13 protein-coding genes are annotated in these 15,899 nt (G+C 61.8%); 2 read left to right on the forward strand and 11 right to left on the reverse strand.

Annotated elements, in window-relative coordinates; all coding sequences use genetic code 11:
* Positions 1-124 precede the first annotated feature (124 nt).
* The gene (locus ACZ9IU_RS17000; RefSeq protein ID WP_038544842.1) at positions 125-961 is read right to left on the reverse strand and encodes an outer membrane protein; all 837 of its coding nucleotides are present in this window, start codon (positions 959-961) and stop codon (positions 125-127) included.
* A 560-nt stretch (positions 962-1,521) separates the two neighbouring features.
* On the opposite strand from ACZ9IU_RS17000, the gene ACZ9IU_RS17005 reads away from it, so the two are divergent.
* Positions 1,522-3,489, forward strand: coding sequence for a HAMP domain-containing methyl-accepting chemotaxis protein (locus ACZ9IU_RS17005; protein ID WP_038544844.1), 1,968 nt, complete (start codon positions 1,522-1,524; stop codon positions 3,487-3,489).
* 103 nt (positions 3,490-3,592) lie between these two features.
* Here ACZ9IU_RS17005 and glmM read toward each other — a convergent pair whose 3' ends face one another.
* The 9 genes from glmM to tolQ form a co-directional block, all read right to left on the reverse strand.
* Positions 3,593-4,945, reverse strand: coding sequence for a phosphoglucosamine mutase (gene glmM, locus ACZ9IU_RS17010; protein ID WP_038544847.1), 1,353 nt, complete (start codon positions 4,943-4,945; stop codon positions 3,593-3,595).
* A 233-nt stretch (positions 4,946-5,178) separates the two neighbouring features.
* Positions 5,179-7,113, reverse strand: a complete 1,935-nt coding sequence (gene ftsH / locus ACZ9IU_RS17015) for an ATP-dependent zinc metalloprotease FtsH (protein ID WP_038544850.1) — start codon at positions 7,111-7,113, stop codon at positions 5,179-5,181.
* 105 nt (positions 7,114-7,218) lie between these two features.
* Positions 7,219-8,580, reverse strand: coding sequence for a tRNA lysidine(34) synthetase TilS (gene tilS / locus ACZ9IU_RS17020; protein ID WP_038544853.1), 1,362 nt, complete (start codon positions 8,578-8,580; stop codon positions 7,219-7,221).
* Positions 8,581-8,587: 7 nt separating this feature from the next.
* Positions 8,588-9,643, reverse strand: coding sequence for a tol-pal system protein YbgF (gene ybgF, locus ACZ9IU_RS17025; RefSeq protein ID WP_038544856.1), 1,056 nt, complete (start codon positions 9,641-9,643; stop codon positions 8,588-8,590).
* A 176-nt stretch (positions 9,644-9,819) separates the two neighbouring features.
* Positions 9,820-10,353: a peptidoglycan-associated lipoprotein Pal gene (gene pal / locus ACZ9IU_RS17030; protein WP_038544859.1), complete on the reverse strand. Its 534-nt coding sequence runs from the start codon at positions 10,351-10,353 to the stop codon at positions 9,820-9,822.
* A gap of 170 nt (positions 10,354-10,523) precedes the next feature.
* Positions 10,524-11,837: a Tol-Pal system beta propeller repeat protein TolB gene (tolB, locus tag ACZ9IU_RS17035; protein WP_038544862.1), complete on the reverse strand. Its 1,314-nt coding sequence runs from the start codon at positions 11,835-11,837 to the stop codon at positions 10,524-10,526.
* Positions 11,838-11,919: 82 nt separating this feature from the next.
* Positions 11,920-13,152, reverse strand: a complete 1,233-nt coding sequence (gene tolA / locus ACZ9IU_RS17040; protein WP_038544865.1) for a cell envelope integrity protein TolA — start codon at positions 13,150-13,152, stop codon at positions 11,920-11,922.
* Between the two features lie 10 nt (positions 13,153-13,162).
* On the reverse strand, positions 13,163-13,618 hold the full coding sequence (gene tolR / locus ACZ9IU_RS17045; RefSeq protein WP_038544868.1) for a protein TolR: 456 nt from the start codon (positions 13,616-13,618) through the stop codon (positions 13,163-13,165).
* Between the two features lie 32 nt (positions 13,619-13,650).
* The gene (tolQ, locus tag ACZ9IU_RS17050) at positions 13,651-14,370 is read right to left on the reverse strand and encodes a protein TolQ (RefSeq protein WP_038544871.1); all 720 of its coding nucleotides are present in this window, start codon (positions 14,368-14,370) and stop codon (positions 13,651-13,653) included.
* Between the two features lie 344 nt (positions 14,371-14,714).
* On the opposite strand from tolQ, the gene ACZ9IU_RS17055 reads away from it, so the two are divergent.
* Positions 14,715-15,401 carry a lysozyme inhibitor LprI family protein gene (locus ACZ9IU_RS17055; protein ID WP_051899797.1) on the forward strand — a complete coding sequence of 229 codons (687 nt, stop codon included), beginning with the start codon at positions 14,715-14,717 and terminating at the stop codon, positions 15,399-15,401.
* A 7-nt stretch (positions 15,402-15,408) separates the two neighbouring features.
* Here ACZ9IU_RS17055 and ybgC read toward each other — a convergent pair whose 3' ends face one another.
* Positions 15,409-15,876, reverse strand: a complete 468-nt coding sequence (ybgC, locus tag ACZ9IU_RS17060) for a tol-pal system-associated acyl-CoA thioesterase (protein WP_038544874.1) — start codon at positions 15,874-15,876, stop codon at positions 15,409-15,411.
* Between the last annotated feature and the right edge of the window lie 23 nt (positions 15,877-15,899).

A 15,899-nucleotide genomic window follows, 5' to 3' on the forward strand; every position in this document is an offset into this window, starting at 1 on the left:
TATGCCTGAGCGCCTTCACAGTCAAGCGGGTAATGTCGCCCACGGACAAATTTCTGCCGCAGCTTTGCCGCCGCAAACGCAAAAAGCCGCCCGGAGGCGGCTTTCGCTTGGAGATGGATAAACCTTACTTGTAGACGATCGGCTGCGGCGGGGGCTCGTAAGCCGGCGGCGTGTCGCAGCCGCCAAAGATGTAGCGGGCGCCGACGCGGGCTTCATGCGAATAGAAACCCTTATCCTTGCCCGGGCCGCCGCCCGTTGAGTAACCGAACATGTCGCCGCCGGCAACCTGACGGAAGCGGTAGCCGACATCGGCCTTGACATTGCAGGTGATGTCGATCGACGCGCCGGCCATGAGCGCGTAGGTGAAGCGCCAGCTCTTTTCGCCGCCATGGCTCACTTCCGCGTCGCAACCGCCGCCAGCGTCGTCGCAGGACGTGTTGCGCAGGTTCGACCACTTGACGTAGGTGCCGCCGATACCGGCACCGACATAAGGCGTGAAGTAGCCATAGGTGCCCAGATCGACATAGGCGTTCGCCATCAGCGAGTAGGCATGCAGGGCAGCAAGGTCCGTTGACGTGCAGGCGGGGCCAGAGCCGCAACTTCCATGAGTAGAACCCCGGAATTTGCTGTCGAACATATAGTCGAGGGTGACGTCGGTGCGCAGGTAGCTGTTGATCTGGTAACCGACACCGCCCCCGAGCGTGAAAGCATCACGCAGATCGGAACGGTCGAATTCCGCGATCGCCACACCAGGTGTACCGGTACCCTGGTAGAAGTCCGTGCCGCGCGACTTTTTGAAGGAATAGCCGACGTCACCGCGAAGGTACCAGCCGGTCGCTTCCTGAACGGTCACTTCGGGCGCATCCTGATAGGGCTCCGGCTGCGGCTGATAAAGATCGGCAGAAGTGGCGGCGCTCGCCGTCAGTGTCAGCGCAAACACGCTGGCCAGCAACTTTCTCATGAGTTCATCTCCAAAGCTCGTATCGCGTATGGCATGCAAGGCGGGCAGCCAACGGGTTGATCCGCTAGGGATGATGATCGACAAAGGTTAAGTCTCGCTTAACCATGCTCGTTTACCGCGCGTTTTCCTTAAACAGCCGGCAGTTCTACAATTGAACTTATGTTGAAAGAGTTGGACAAGGCGCTCGCGCCGAACGGATTCCTCTTTTGTAGGCTGACCGAGCAAGGCAGGCCAAATCCACGCTAGCCGCCAAACTATTGACTTCACTTACTTTAGTAGAATCGGCGTTAGCAAAAGGTAATTTAAGCTTAGATAAACAATTAATTCTTTATAAACTATAGATGCATACTTTTAGCATATTCGGATCTGGGAAATACCGGGGGATCTGCAGGGGCCGAATGAGTGGAGGGCGTTTGCCGATGCGTTTCAATCGGGGACTCTTGTTCACCGAACAAGCAATTTCAATCAAAATTGCCGCGATGAAATATCCTGATGCTCTTCCGGAGAAGATCGACCGCGTATAGCTGCGACGCGAGGCGCCGCAAAAGAAAGAACTGTCCATGAGCAATGTCAAAACATTCGGCATAGCATTCCGACTGGCTGTCGGGTTCGGCTTTTTGCTTCTCCTGATGATCGGCCTGACTTTCTACTCCACCAGCCAGGTAGCAACGATTGATAACAACCTCGCAACCGTCAATGACGTCAACAGCGTCAAGCAGCGCTTTGCCATCAACTATCGCGGCAGCGTGCACGACCGCGCGATCGCGATCCGCGATGTGACGCTCGTCACGTCCGATACCGAACGCAAGGAAGCCGAAGCGCTCATCGGCAAGCTCGCGGCCTCCTATGCGGAAAACGAAAAACGCATGGCGGACATGGTCGGCGCCCCCTCCGGTGCAACGGGTCAGGAAAAGGTAATATTGGCTGAAATCGCCGACATTCAGTCGAAGACCAATCCGCTGGTCGCCCAGATCATTTCGCTGCAGCAGAAAGGTGATGGTGAGGCGGCGCGCAAGATCCTGCTGGAACAGGCCCGTCCCCTCTTCGTCTCCTGGCTCGGAGCGATCAACAAGTTCATCGACTATCAGGAGGCGCTCAACAAATCGATCGGCGGCGATGTCCGCAACGCTGCGAGCGGCTTTAGAAACCTTGCGCTGGCCGCCCTCGGCATAGCCGCGCTGCTTTCGATCATTGTTGCCTTCCTGACCGCCCGCTCGATCATCGGACCGCTCTCCAAGCTGCAGCAATCGCTGAAGGCCATGGCGGCGGGCAGCCTCGAAGGCGACCGGACGATCGAGGCACGCGGCGACGAGATCGGCATGCTCGCCCGCGCCGTGGCCGCCCTGAGGGATGCCATCTCCGTCAACGCGGAACGCGCAGCCGATGCCGAGGCGAAACGGACCGTCGGCGAACGTCAGAGGCTGGAACAGGAAGCGACCGAGCGCAACGCGGTCGCCGAACAAACGAGCCAGGCAGTCCGCCAACTCGCCGACGCCCTACAGGCTCTGGCAAACGGCGACCTGACGCGGGAGATCAACACACCGTTCATTCCCTCGCTTGATCAGTTGAGGGCCGACTTCAACGCCGCGGTGGCGAAACTTCGCGAAGCGATGCAGAAGGTCGCCGCAAATGCGAGTGCGATCGCCGCCGGTGCCCAGGAAATCCGCTCAGCCTCCGACGACCTCGCCAAGCGCACCGAACAACAGGCGGCCTCTGTCGAAGAAACCGCTGCGGCACTGGAAGAGATCACCACAACGGTTTCCGACTCCAGCCACCGCGCCCAGGAAGCTGGCAACCTCGTGCGCATGACCAAGGAAAATGCCGAGCGTTCCGGCCGGGTCGTCCGCGATGCCGTCGACGCGATGGGCAAGATCGATTCGTCTGCCGTCGAGATCGGCAACATCATCGGCGTCATCGACGAGATCGCTTTCCAGACCAATCTGCTTGCACTGAACGCCGGCGTCGAGGCCGCCCGTGCCGGCGAGGCCGGCAAGGGTTTCGCGGTGGTGGCGCAGGAAGTGCGGGAACTCGCCCAGCGTTCCGCCAAGGCGGCAAAAGAGATCAAGGAACTGATCCACACCTCCAACGACCACGTGAAGAGCGGCGTCGCGCTGGTCGGAGAAACCGGCAAGGCCCTGGAACAGATCGTCGTTCAGGTCCAGCAGGTCAACGGCAATGTCGAGGCTATCGTGGAAGCCTCGAAGGAACAGTCGACCGGCCTCAAGGAGATCAACACGTCGGTCAACACGATGGATCAGGGAACGCAACAGAATGCGGCCATGGTCGAGGAAACAACCGCAGCGGCGCATAGCCTTGCCCGGGATGCGGAGGGCCTGTTCCAGCTCCTGTCGCAGTTCCATATCGGCGGCGGCGCTGTGACCGGAACCTCGTCACATCGCGGCTCGCCCGCACTCGCATCCGGCACCAGCCGCCCGACCACATCGCCTGCCCGCAGGATGGTCGCGAAAGTCGCGCAGTCATTCCAGGGCAATGCCGCCGCTGCAAAGCAGGATTGGGAAGATTTCTAAAGGCAGCAAGGACGGGGATTTCCGGCGATCCGGAGCTCCCCCGAAAAAAATAAAGGCCACCCGCGAAAACCGTGGGTGGCCTTTTTCATTGAGAATATGTCTGTCAGGCTGCGGTGCGGACGTTGGCGATGGCGCCGACCAACCCGTCGACGATGCGCTCGATCTGCCCCCGGTCGTCGCCTTCCGCCATCACCCGGATCAACGGTTCGGTGCCGGACGGGCGGATCACCAGGCGGCCCTTGGCGGCGAGCTCGGCTTCCGCATCGGCGATCGCCTGGCGGACGATCTGGTCCTCCAGCGGCTTGCCGCCCTGGAAACGGACGTTCTTCAGAAGCTGCGGCACGGGATCGAAACGGCGGCAGATCTCGCTGACCGGCCGGCCAAGGCGCTTTGCCCGCGCCAGGACCTGCAGGCCGGCGACGAGGCCGTCACCGGTCGTGCCGAAATCGGAGAGTACGATATGGCCGGACTGTTCGCCGCCGACATTGAAATCATGTGTGCGCATATGCTCGACGACATAACGGTCACCGACCTTGGTGCGTGCCAGATCGAGGCCCTTGCCGTTGAGGAAACGTTCGAGCCCGAGATTGGACATCACGGTCGCGACGATGCCGCCGCCTTTCAGCTTCTGGTCCTCGGCCCAGCTCTCGGCAATGACAGCCATCAGCTGGTCGCCGTCGACGATCTCGCCGCGCTCGTCGACGATGATGACACGGTCGGCATCGCCATCGAGCGCGATGCCAATGTCGGCGCGCACCTCATGCACCTTCTTCTGCAGCGCTTCCGGGCTGGTCGAGCCGCAGTCGAGATTGATATTCGTGCCGTTGGGCTCGTTGCCGATGGTCACCACCTCCGCGCCGAGTTCCCAGAGCGCCAGCGGAGCAACCTTGTAGGCCGCGCCATTGGCGCAGTCGATCGCGACCCGTAGGCCATGCAGCGTAACGTCGCGCGGCAGCGTGCGCTTGACGTGTTCGATATAGCGGTAGATGTCGCCCTCGACGCGCTTTGCCCGGCCAATGTCGCCGGACTTGGCAAGCTGCGAATGCAGGTCGCTATCGAGCAGGTCCTCGATGCGCATCTCCAGCTCGTCGGAGAGCTTGTAGCCGTCCGGGCCGAACAGCTTGATGCCATTGTCCTCATAGGGATTGTGCGAGGCGGAGATCATCACGCCGACATCGGCGCGTAGCGACCGGGTGAGCATGGCGACAGCCGGCGTCGGGATCGGCCCGAGCAGGAAGACGTCGAGGCCGGCGGCGGTAAAACCCGCCACCATGGCGTTTTCCAGCATGTAGCCCGAGAGACGCGTATCCTTGCCGATCACCACCCGGTGGCGATGATTGCCGTTGCGGAAGATCGTGCCGACGGCGATGCCGACGCGCATCGCAAGATCCGGCGTCATCGGGTGGATGTTGGACTGTCCGCGAATGCCATCGGTGCCAAAATAGCGGCGTGTCATGTAAGCTCCTTCGTCATCGCGCCTGAGCGTCGCGGTCTTAAGCAGGGAATCGAACCCTGCAATATGTTAGACGGCAAAACCGGCCTGAAGCTTGGCTCATGCCATAGTTTAACGGCACAAGCACATAAATTAGCGTCAAAATCGATTATATCCCGTTACTAATAAATAAACCCTTCCAAGCAAAAGCCGCCATGGATCGCTCCACGGCGGCTTTTGATGTTAGTAGCAAAGGCTCAATGCGGCTGCGGTTCCAAACCGCTTTCCGGTTCGCCGCCCTTGGGCTCGTCCTTCTTTGAGCCGGCGCTCGGCACGGCCGAACCACGGGTCGGAGGCGCATCGTCGCCGAGATCGCGCGATGGCTTCTGGCCCTTGATCAGCGCCTTGATCTCCTCGCCCGACAGCGTCTCGTATTCGAGCAGGCCTTCGGCGATCGCCACGAACTCGTCGTGTTTGGTCGTGAGAATTTCACGCGCCTGGGTATAGGCCTCGTCGATCAGGCGGCGCACTTCGTTGTCGATCTTCTGGGCGGTTGCTTCCGAAACGTTCTTCGACTGCGAGACCGAGTGACCGAGGAAGACTTCCTGCTGGTTCTCGCCATAGGCGACCTGGCCGAGTTCGTCGGAGAAGCCCCACTGGGTGACCATGGCGCGCGCAAGCTTGGTGGCCTGCTCGATATCCGAGGACGCGCCGGAAGTGATGTTCTCCTTGCCGAAGGTGAGCTCTTCCGCGATACGACCGCCCATCATGATGCAGAGGCGCGACACCATCCACTTGTAGCTCATCGAGTAACGGTCGCCTTCCGGCAGCTGCATGACCATGCCTAGCGCACGGCCGCGCGGGATGATCGTTGCCTTGTGCAGCGGATCGGCGACGGCGACATGCAGCGCGGTGATGGCGTGGCCGGCTTCGTGATAGGCGGTCAGCTTCTTTTCCGCTTCGGTCATGGCCGACGAGCGGCGCTCGGCGCCCATCATGATCTTGTCCTTGGCGTCTTCGAACTCGCTCATGGTGACCATGCGCTTGTTGCGGCGCGCGGCCATCAGGGCTGCTTCGTTGACGAGGTTCATGAGGTCCGCGCCGGAGAAGCCGGGCGTTCCACGGGCAAGAACCTTGAGGTCGACATTCGGTGCCAGCGGCACGTTGCGGGCGTGAACCTTGAGGATGCGCTCGCGGCCGACGATATCCGGGTTCGGCACGACGACCTGGCGGTCGAAACGGCCGGGACGCAGCAGCGCCGGGTCGAGAACGTCCGGACGGTTGGTCGCGGCGATCAGGATGATGCCTTCATTGGCTTCGAAACCGTCCATCTCGACGAGCAGCTGGTTGAGGGTCTGTTCGCGTTCGTCGTTACCGCCGCCAAGACCGGCGCCACGATGACGGCCGACCGCGTCGATTTCGTCGATGAAGATGATGCAGGGTGCGTTCTTCTTGGCCTGCTCGAACATGTCGCGCACGCGGCTTGCGCCAACGCCGACGAACATTTCGACGAAGTCAGAACCGGAGATGGTGAAGAAGGGAACGTTGGCTTCGCCGGCAATCGCACGGGCGAGCAGTGTCTTACCGGTACCCGGAGGGCCGACAAGCAGCACGCCGCGCGGGATACGACCGCCGAGACGCTGGAATTTCTGCGGGTCGCGGAGGAATTCGACGATTTCTTCGAGGTCCTGCTTGGCTTCGTCGACACCGGCAACGTCTTCAAACGTCACGCGGCCATGCGCCTCGGTCAAAAGCTTGGCCTTGGACTTGCCAAAGCCCATCGCGCCGCGCGAACCGCCCTGCATCTGCCGCATGAAGAACAGCCAGACGCCAAGAATGAGCAGCATCGGCAGCAGCGTGCCGAGATAGCTGAGGAAACCAGAGGATCCGTCCGTTTCCGGGCGTGCGACGATGGTGACGTTTTTCGCCTGCAGCCGATCCATCAGCGAATCGTCGATGACGGGCGAATAGGTCTGAAATCCTGATCCGTTCTCGGTGTAGGTGCCGAGTACCCGATTGCCCGTGACGACGACATCCCGCACCCGCCCCGAATCCACATCCCGCAGGAACTGCGAATATGGGACCTCACGCGAACTGGTCTGCGACGGCGCCGTCTGGAACATGCTGAACAATGCGACCAGCAGGAGGGCTATGATGACCCAGAGGGCGATATTACGAAAGTTTGGGTTCATTGAACTCCCCGGACTGCGACGGCCTGCTTCTTGAGGCGGCCGCCTTGCTTGCCGCATAACATAGGGTTGCGGCAAGTCCTTGCCAAGGCGAACAGGAGCCGCCGTCTACCTTTTCCGCGAGGAATCCTTAACTGGCAGCCGGGGAAAACCATCGCATCCGAGCAAAACCGCAAACTCGATACCGAGATTAAGCTCGAACTGCGGCAAAAAGCGGTCGAAAGGCGCAAGCAGAGGTTGGACGATACTTCGTTCGGCCACGTCTTTGTTTTGCCGATCCTCCGCCGAAAGAAGGGCATTTGTTTCGATGAAGGGCATCGCCGCCACGGCGCGCATGGCGATCGCGGGCGGCACGCCGGGAAACAGCGCCAATGCTTCGTCGCGATCCGGCGCGGTCGAACCGACGACGATCTCGTCCGGCCCGGCATTCGTGATGCGGTAGCGACCGTCCCAGATTGCCGTATCGCCGGGGGCAACGTGCAGCGGCAGTATGCCGCGGTTTTCACGGACGATATAAAGCCCGTCGCGGCGCTGGTCGAAGATCACCCGGCCGGCGGTGATCCGGCCAGGCTGGCCACCGTCGAGAAAGGCCATGACCCGGTCCATGCTGTCGCTGCCGAGTGCATGCGCCCTCCCCCCGAGCACCGCGGCGAGCAGTGACAGTGCATGGCGCCGCACGGCCGGCTCGCCTTGAAGCCCCACGGCATCGAGATGCGCCAGAACACCCTGGCGGATCGTCACATGCTCGCGGACAAGGCGCGCCGCCTTGTCGGAAAGCGCCATGCGCCGCGCCGCGGCCACGTCCTGGGCGGCAGCATCGAACGGGCTTTCCTGCGTCAGCCGCCCGCGAACCCGCACCCGCTCGTAATGCGGATCGACATTGCTTGGATCGTCGATCCAGCCCTGCCCTTCTCTGGTCAGGAAGTCACGGATATCGGCCCGACGGCTGTTGAGGAACGGCCGGAGCAGCCAGCGGCGGCGATCGAGGAGCACGGCCTGCGCCATGCCGGCAAGGCCCGAATTTTCCTCGCCCCCGTTGCGGGCGGCGCGCATCGCGATGGTTTCCGCCTGGTCGTCGCGCGTATGACCGGTGAGGATGGCGGTCGCATCGATCTGGTCGGCGATCTCGACCAGTAGCCGGTAGCGAGCCTCACGGGCCGCGTCGGAAATGCCGGTGACAGGCTTTTCTCCCTCCCAGCGGCGGATGAAATGAGGAATGCCGAGCCGGCTGCAAAGGGCAGCGACGGTGCGCGCCTCGTCTGCGGAGCCAGGTCTCAGCGCATGATCGATCGTCGCCGCGAAGAGCGACAGGCCGGAGCCGGGAGAATTGAATTTCGAGAGGGCGACCAACAGCCCGCTGGAATCGCTGCCGCCGGAAATGGCGACGAGAAGGCACGCGGGTCTGGCGATATCGGCGATCAGCCGATCGGCCGCCTGTTCGGGCGACAGGATTTTCGGGCCCGTGGTCACGGGAGGATCAGCAGGCGAGGCGCTTCTGTTCGCTGCCCACCTTGGCGAGCACGGCCTTGGGCGCGCTCGGATAACGCCGGGTGACTTCCTTGAGGGTTGCGCAGGCCGTGTCGGTGTTGTCGAGCGCGGCAAGCGACATGCCGAGCTTCAGCAGCATTTCCGGCGCCTTGGGCGACTTGCCGTAGGTCTGGTGGGCGTTGAGGAAGGTCTTGGCGGCGTCGTTGTATTTCCCCTGTGAATACTGAGACTCGCCGAGCCAGAAGCTCGCGTCTGCCACTTTGGCGCCCTTCGGATAAGCGGCTAGATAACCGTTGAATTCTTTCTCGGCGAGCGGATAGTCGCCTGCGAGCACGTGATTATAGGCGGTCTGATAGGCATCGTTCTCGCTGCCGAGCGAGGCGGTCTGCTGCGGATCGGGCCTGCCCGTCGATGCCGGCGGCGTCTTGCCGGAAATCTGCGGGCCGGTATCGACGCCCGGAAGCCCGGCAGCATTGTTGGCCCGGTCGTTGCGGCTTGCGCCACGCGGATTGCCGTTCTGGTCCATATCCATCGACCCGAGCGTCGTCGGTGGCGGAGCGCGGCCGGGCGCGGTCGCCCCGCCGACACCCTGACCGGACGGCGATTCGATGATCCGTGCGACATCGTCGGAGGACTGGGCGGGAGCAGTCGTCTGCGGCAACGGGGGCTGGGCGGCGGGAGCGCGGTTGGACGCCACGGCCGGTTTCCCGGTCGCGTCGTCCACTTCGGTGCGCTTCTTCTTTTCCAGGTCCTGGAAGCGGAATTCGTTGTCTTCCTGCGTCTTGCGCAACTGCTCCTGCATCTGCAGCAGCTGAAAACTCATTTCCTCGATCCGGCCGTTCAACTGCCGGACTTCTTCCTGGAGCTGCTGGATACGGACGGCATCATTGCTCTGCGCCAGAATGACCGGGGGCGGAGTGGTTTCCCGCGGCTGTTCTGCAGCAGGCTGATTGCCGCCCTGGAAGAGTTTCGGCAATGCGAAAGCCCCAGCCGGGGCGCTCGTCGCCATCAGCCCCAGCATCGCTGCCAAGACAAGTTTCTTCATCTTTGTCCGTCCTGCTCTTTAGTCTGCGCCGGATTGGCGCGAGAGGAGATTTTTTCCAACTGCCGGCAAAAAGCAACCGAGCTCCCGGTCAAAAATCCCGGAAAACAGGGCTAAACTATGGAAAAAACAAAAAGGCGGCCCGAAGACCGCCTTTTATTTTCGAGCTGTTGCTCGGATTACATACCGGCGCCGCCGAGAACGGTGACGGCGCGACGGTTCTGCGACCAGCAGGAGATGTCGTCGCAGACGGCAACCGGGCGTTCCTTGCCGTAGGAGATGGTCTTCATGCGATTCGCCGGAACGCCACGCGATGCGAGATATTCCTTGGTGGCGGCAGCGCGGCGTGCACCGAGCGCGAGGTTGTATTCGCGCGTGCCGCGTTCGTCGGCATGGCCTTCGACGGTGATCGCGTATTTCGGATAGCGGCCCAGCCACTGGGCCTGACGGTCGAGTGTCTGCTGTGCGTCGGCGCGGATCGAAGTGCTATCCGTGTCGAAGAAGATGCGGTCGCCGACATTGACGGTGAAGTCCTGGGTCGAACCGGGCGTTGCAGCGCCGGCGCCGTTGAGGCCGAGCTCACCGGCATTGTTCGGCAGGTTCTTCTTGTTGGCGCAGCCGGCAAGCGCAAGCGCCACAGTCAGGGCGATAACGGCAGGATTGCGGGCGAGGATCTGCATGCGGCTCATCGCCGAAGTATCGGTGCGGCTCATGGCCGGTCTCTCCTTGATCAGTATTTCAGAGTTTCCAGATTCTAACCGGGTTCGGTTAACCATGCTCAAATTCTTATGGTTAACAAAATATTCCCGGTGTCCCTTTTCGTTCATTTTCAGCAGATTGGGGCGGGAAAGAGGCGGAATCCCGCCTCTTTCATCAAGGCGCCCTATTCGAGCAGCGGCGACCAGGCCGGATCCGAACCGTAGGAAGGCGTCTTGACCTGCAGTTCGTTATAGCCGGTCAGGTCGATGGAATAGAGCTGCGGGCCGCCGGCGCCGGCATTCTGGCGGAAGAACATCAGCACACGGCCATTCGGTGCCCAGGTCGGACCTTCGTTGTGGAAGCCGCTCGTCAGGATGCGCTCGCCGGATCCGTCCGGCTTCATCACGCCGATCGAGAACTTGCCGCCCGACTGCTTGGTGAAGGCGATCAGATCGCCGCGCGGCGACCAGACCGGCGTCGAATAGGAACCGTCGCCGAAGGAGATGCGGGTCTGGCCGGAACCATCGGCATTCATCACGTAGATCTGCGGGCGTCCGCCGCGGTCGCTTTCGAAGGCGATACGGCCGCCGTCAGGCGCATAGGAGGGCGAGGTGTCGATCGCCGCCGTCGAGGTGAGCCGCGTCGTGGTGCGCGAGCGCAGGTCCATCGTATAGATATTGGAATTGCCTTCCTGCTGCAGGCTCATGATCACCTTCTGGCCGTCCGGAGAGAACCGCGGCGAGAACGTCATGCCCGGAAAATTGCCGACCACTTCGCGCTGCCCGGTCTCCAGCTGCAGCAGGTAGACCCGCGGCTGGTTGCCCTCGAACGACATGTAGGTGACTTCCTGCCGGCTCGGCGAGAAGCGCGGCGTCAGCACGATATCCTTGGTGTTGGTCAGCATCCGGACGTTGAAGCCGTCCTGATCCATGATCGCCAGCTGGCGCTGGCGGGCGGTCTTTGGCCCGCTTTCGGAGACGAACACGACGCGGGTGTCGAAATAGCCGTTCTCGCCGGTGATCTGCTTGTAGATCGCATCGGCGATGATATGCGCGACGCGGCGCCAGTTTTCCGGCTGGGTAAAGAACTGCTGGCCGGTCATCTGGCTGCCGGCAAACGTATCCCACAGCCGGAACTCGGCGCGCAGGCGACCGTCGCCTTCGCGGGTGATACGACCCGTCACCAGCGCCTGCGCATTGATGACCTTCCAGTCCTCGAAGCGCGGCGCCTTGTTGGGATCGGCGATCTTTTCGATGAAGGCGCTTTTATTGATCGGCGCGAAAAGCCCGGAGCGCTGCAGGTCCGCTGCGATCACCTGGGAAATCTGGGCGCCGAGATCGTTGTTCGACAGGAAATCCGTCACCGCGATCGGCAGCGGCTGAATATTGCCCTTGTTGATGTTGATCTCGACGACAGCGTTGGCCGGGGTCGCGGCCATCAATGCCGTCAACATCCCCGCAGCCACCATCACGGCGCGGAAAAAAGAACTCTTGATCATTGAAACAAGCCTTTCAGCTTAATACGAGAGTTTCGGGGCAGGTTCCGTTTCATCTGCTTCTGTCGGTTCCATACCTGCCGGCTCACAATGCAAACTCCGACGGATCGAAGTTTAGCACCAAAACATTCCAACCTTTTTCGCCCTCATACTTTGCGGCGGGCAAATTCTTGAGCGGAGCGGATTTCATCAGGGCGCGGCGCGTGCTGCCCTCGACCGCACGCCGGGTTCCTTCCGGACCACCGGTGGCGGTCACTTCCGGGTCGCCGACGATATTGCCGGACTGATCGAGCTGCACCCGGATCTTCACACGGACTTCCGAGACGCCGGTCAGGCCGCCGACCAGCGCCCAGTTGCCCTGGATCTGTCCCTTGACGTTGTCGATCTCGCTGGAGCTGAGGCCGGTGCCGATCGTCTTGGTATCACCGCGGGCGGCCACCTGCGTCGAACGCTTGGCACCGCCACCGGAGGCCTCCTGCTTGTTCAAGAGGGCTGCGATCTGGTCAGCGTTGAAATCGCTCGCCATCGAAGACGACGACTTGGCGGTTTCCTGCTGCTTGCCCTCCTTCTTGTCGGAAGGCTTGACGGATGCGGTCGCCTTGTTGTCAGTCTTCGCCGTCTCGGCTGCCTTGGCCGTAACCGGCTTCGTCTCGGCCGGCTTTTCAGCCGGCTTCTCGACGGGCTTGGCCTGCTCCTTCGGCGGTTCGGGCTTCGGCGGCTGGGGCCTGGAAGCCGGCGCCGGAACTGATTGCGGCAACTCGCCTGTCTCGGACGTGTTCTCGCTCTGCAAAGGCACGGGCGTCGGCTTGGCAGCCTCCGGCTTCGGTGGCGTCGGCTCAGGCTTCGGCGGGGTAGGTTCCGGCTTCGGCGGCGTGATCTCCGGCTTGGGCTGCGGCAAGGCGGCTATCTCGGTCGGCTTCGGCGCCGTCTCTTCCTTGACGATATCCTTGACCTGGTTCTGTTCAGGCGTCGGGGTCGGCGTCGGCCGTTCCACCGGCTTCGGAGCCGCCGTGGTTTCGGTCGGCTGCGGCTTGGTGGTCGGCGTCGGCGGCGTCTTCAGGTCGACATTGTTCTCGCCGGCATTCTGGGCGTTGTCGACGATCTTCTGGTTCTTGGTTTCTTTCGGAGAAGGCTTCTGGCTGGGAGGCGCCTTCTTGTCACCCTGCTGGGTCTGGGTGATCGATTCGACCGGGACGATGTCGACGGGAAGCGCTTCCACGTCGGCCACGTCGAAAGACGCGGGCGCGCTCAGCGAAACGAGCGCCAAGCCGAGGACCAGCGAGTGGAGGACCAGCGATGTGCCGAGACTGACCTTCATGGCGCCGCGATCACTTCTCCTGTTCCTGCAGGGTCACGAGGCCGATATTCTTGTACCCGGCAGAAGAGATGCGGGCCATGACCTTCATGACGACGCCGTAGGCCGCGGTCGTATCGCCGCGCACGTAGATGCGCTCGTTATAGCCGGTCGTTGCGATCGCCTGCAGCTTCGGCACGATCTCGTCGAGGCCGATCGGAGTTTCCTGGAGGAAGATTTCGCCTTTCGGATTGACCGAGACGGTAATCGGCTGGGTATCGGCGTTCATCGCCTTCGCCTGCGTTTCCGGCAGGTCGATCGGCACGCCGACGGTCATCATCGGTGCCGCCACCATGAAGATGATGAGCAGAACGAGCATGACGTCGACGAGCGGCGTCACGTTGATTTCGCTGATCGCACCGCCGCGACGTCCGCCGCGCCTGCGACGACCGCCACCCGATGCCCTTGCTCCTCCGGCCGACATGCCCATGAGACGTTACTCCTTGAGAGCCCGAAAGGCTTTTACTGCGCCGCCTGGCGCGGCTGCAGCTTCTCGTCGATCTGGCGCGACAGGATGGCGGAAAACTCGTCCGCGAAACCTTCCATGCGGCCCGAGAGCTTGCCGGCATCGGCGGTGAACTTGTTGTAGGCGATGACCGCCGGGATAGCGGCAACAAGGCCGATGGCGGTGGCGAGCAGCGCTTCGGCGATGCCGGGCGCGACGACCGCGAGATTGGTGGACTTCGAACCGGCGATCGCCTGGAACGACGTCATGATGCCGATGACCGTGCCGAAGAGGCCGATGAACGGGCCGGCCGAGCCGATCGTCGCGAGCGAGCCGAGGCGCGCCTCATAGGTTTCCGCCTCGCGCGACATGGTGACGTCCATCGCCCGGTCGATACGCATCTGCAGGCCGATCGGCGACCGCGCACCACGCTCGAAGCTCTTCTTCCACTCACGCATGGCGGCGACGAAAATCGCCGCAAGACCGGTATTCGTCCGCTCCGACAGCGTGCGGTAAAGCTCTTCCAGCGACTGGCCGGACCAAAAAACCTGTTCGAACTGGTCGAACTGGCGCTTGGCTTTGCCGAAGCTGATATATTTGTCGATCACGATCGCCCAGGTCCAGACCGATGCGCCGATAAGGCCGATCATCACCAGCTTGACGACCAGACCGGCCTGCATGAACAGCGACCAGAGGCTCACTTCGCTCGCCGCCGCCGCCAAACCTACGTGTTCCATCTACTATCCCCGAATCCAAACGCCCGGCTTTAGGGACCGGGCGGTTCAAAAGCGCGCTCAGGCGAGTATGTCTTTGATCGCTGGATGCGCTTAGCCCTAACCCCAAGATACCCTGAGCTCCAAGCTTGGCTTCTCGCTTTCAATTTTGGTCAAAGGAAGGCGTGCGTTGCACAAATTCCTCAATGCTCAGTAAGACACCATTATCGTTAACGAATGGTTTAGAGCGGTCTTGCAATTGCCAGTTCGCAGATCACTTCAAGTTGGAACAAGGAAAACCGGTGACTTGCAACTTAGTTTTTTCTCATTCAGGGAGTAGCACACCTGTGGAAGCGGATTTTTGGGGAATGACCATGTGGCGTGCGGTGACGATAGCCTTGACGATGTTGATCGCCACGTCGGCGCACGCCGGCTCGTTCGATTGCAAGGGTGTCCCCTCGCCCGATGAACGGATAGTCTGTAACGACCCGCTCCTTTCGGCATTGGACACGGTGCTTCCCAGGGTCCAGGAAAAGGCCGAGAAGGACAACAAGGCGGAGACCCGCAAGACGCTGCGTGACTTCACCAGCGACCGCTCAGCCTGCGGCTCCGACCGATCCTGCGTTCTCAGCACCTATATAGCGATCCTTGGCAAACTCGGCGGCGACAACAGCATTCCCGCGGACGTTACCGCCAATATAATCGCGGCAGGACGGGCCAAACCCTCGCCGACCCTGCCGCAGAAGATCGGCCAATGCGCCGTCACCAACGTGACTGCCGTCCATCCGCGGGTCGGCCAGGATCCCGTCAAGGACGAGGATTACAACTCCGGAACCGGCATCGAATATGCCAACAAAGGCTACCAGGTTTCCTATGCCCGCGAGGAGGCGCTGATCGCCTCCAAGCCCGGCGACAAGGTGACCATGTGCCTGATTTCCACTCCCAAACGCTGCCCGGCGGGCGACGACCGGGGCCGGGAATATTTCGTCACCAACGCACGCACCGGACAGAGTTGGGCAATGGCCGATTCGCAGCATGCCTGCGGCGGCCCGTAGAACCCGTCTAAACCGGACTGACCTGCTCGGCCGGGCGCCCGAGAAACTTTTCAGCCACGCTCTCCGGCAGCCGGCGCGGGCGCCCGTGCCTGTTGATGACCGCGATCACCACCTTCGCGGCGATCAGCAGCGTTTCGCCGCGGCGGATCTCCTGGTTGAGCACCATCTTGGCGCCGCCCGCCTTTTCCGTCACGGTCTGGATGATCAGGATATCGTCCATGCGGGCCGGCTGCTTGAAGTCGATCTCCATCCGGTGGACGACGAAGACCAATCCCTCTTCGTCGGCAGAAAGCAGCGCGCTCTGCTCGCAGCCGAGGCAGCGCAGATAGTCGGTGCGGCCGCGCTCCAGGAAGTGCAGATAACGGGCGTGATAGACGAGGCCGGAAAAATCCGTGTCTTCATAATAGACGCGCTGGGCCAGCCGATGGCCACCTTCCATCAACTCGCCCGATAACAAAAAATTGTATTCCTTCATGGCCTTGCCTTGGAAATTTCCGC

Source organism: Mesorhizobium sp. USDA 4132 (genome assembly GCF_056279545.1).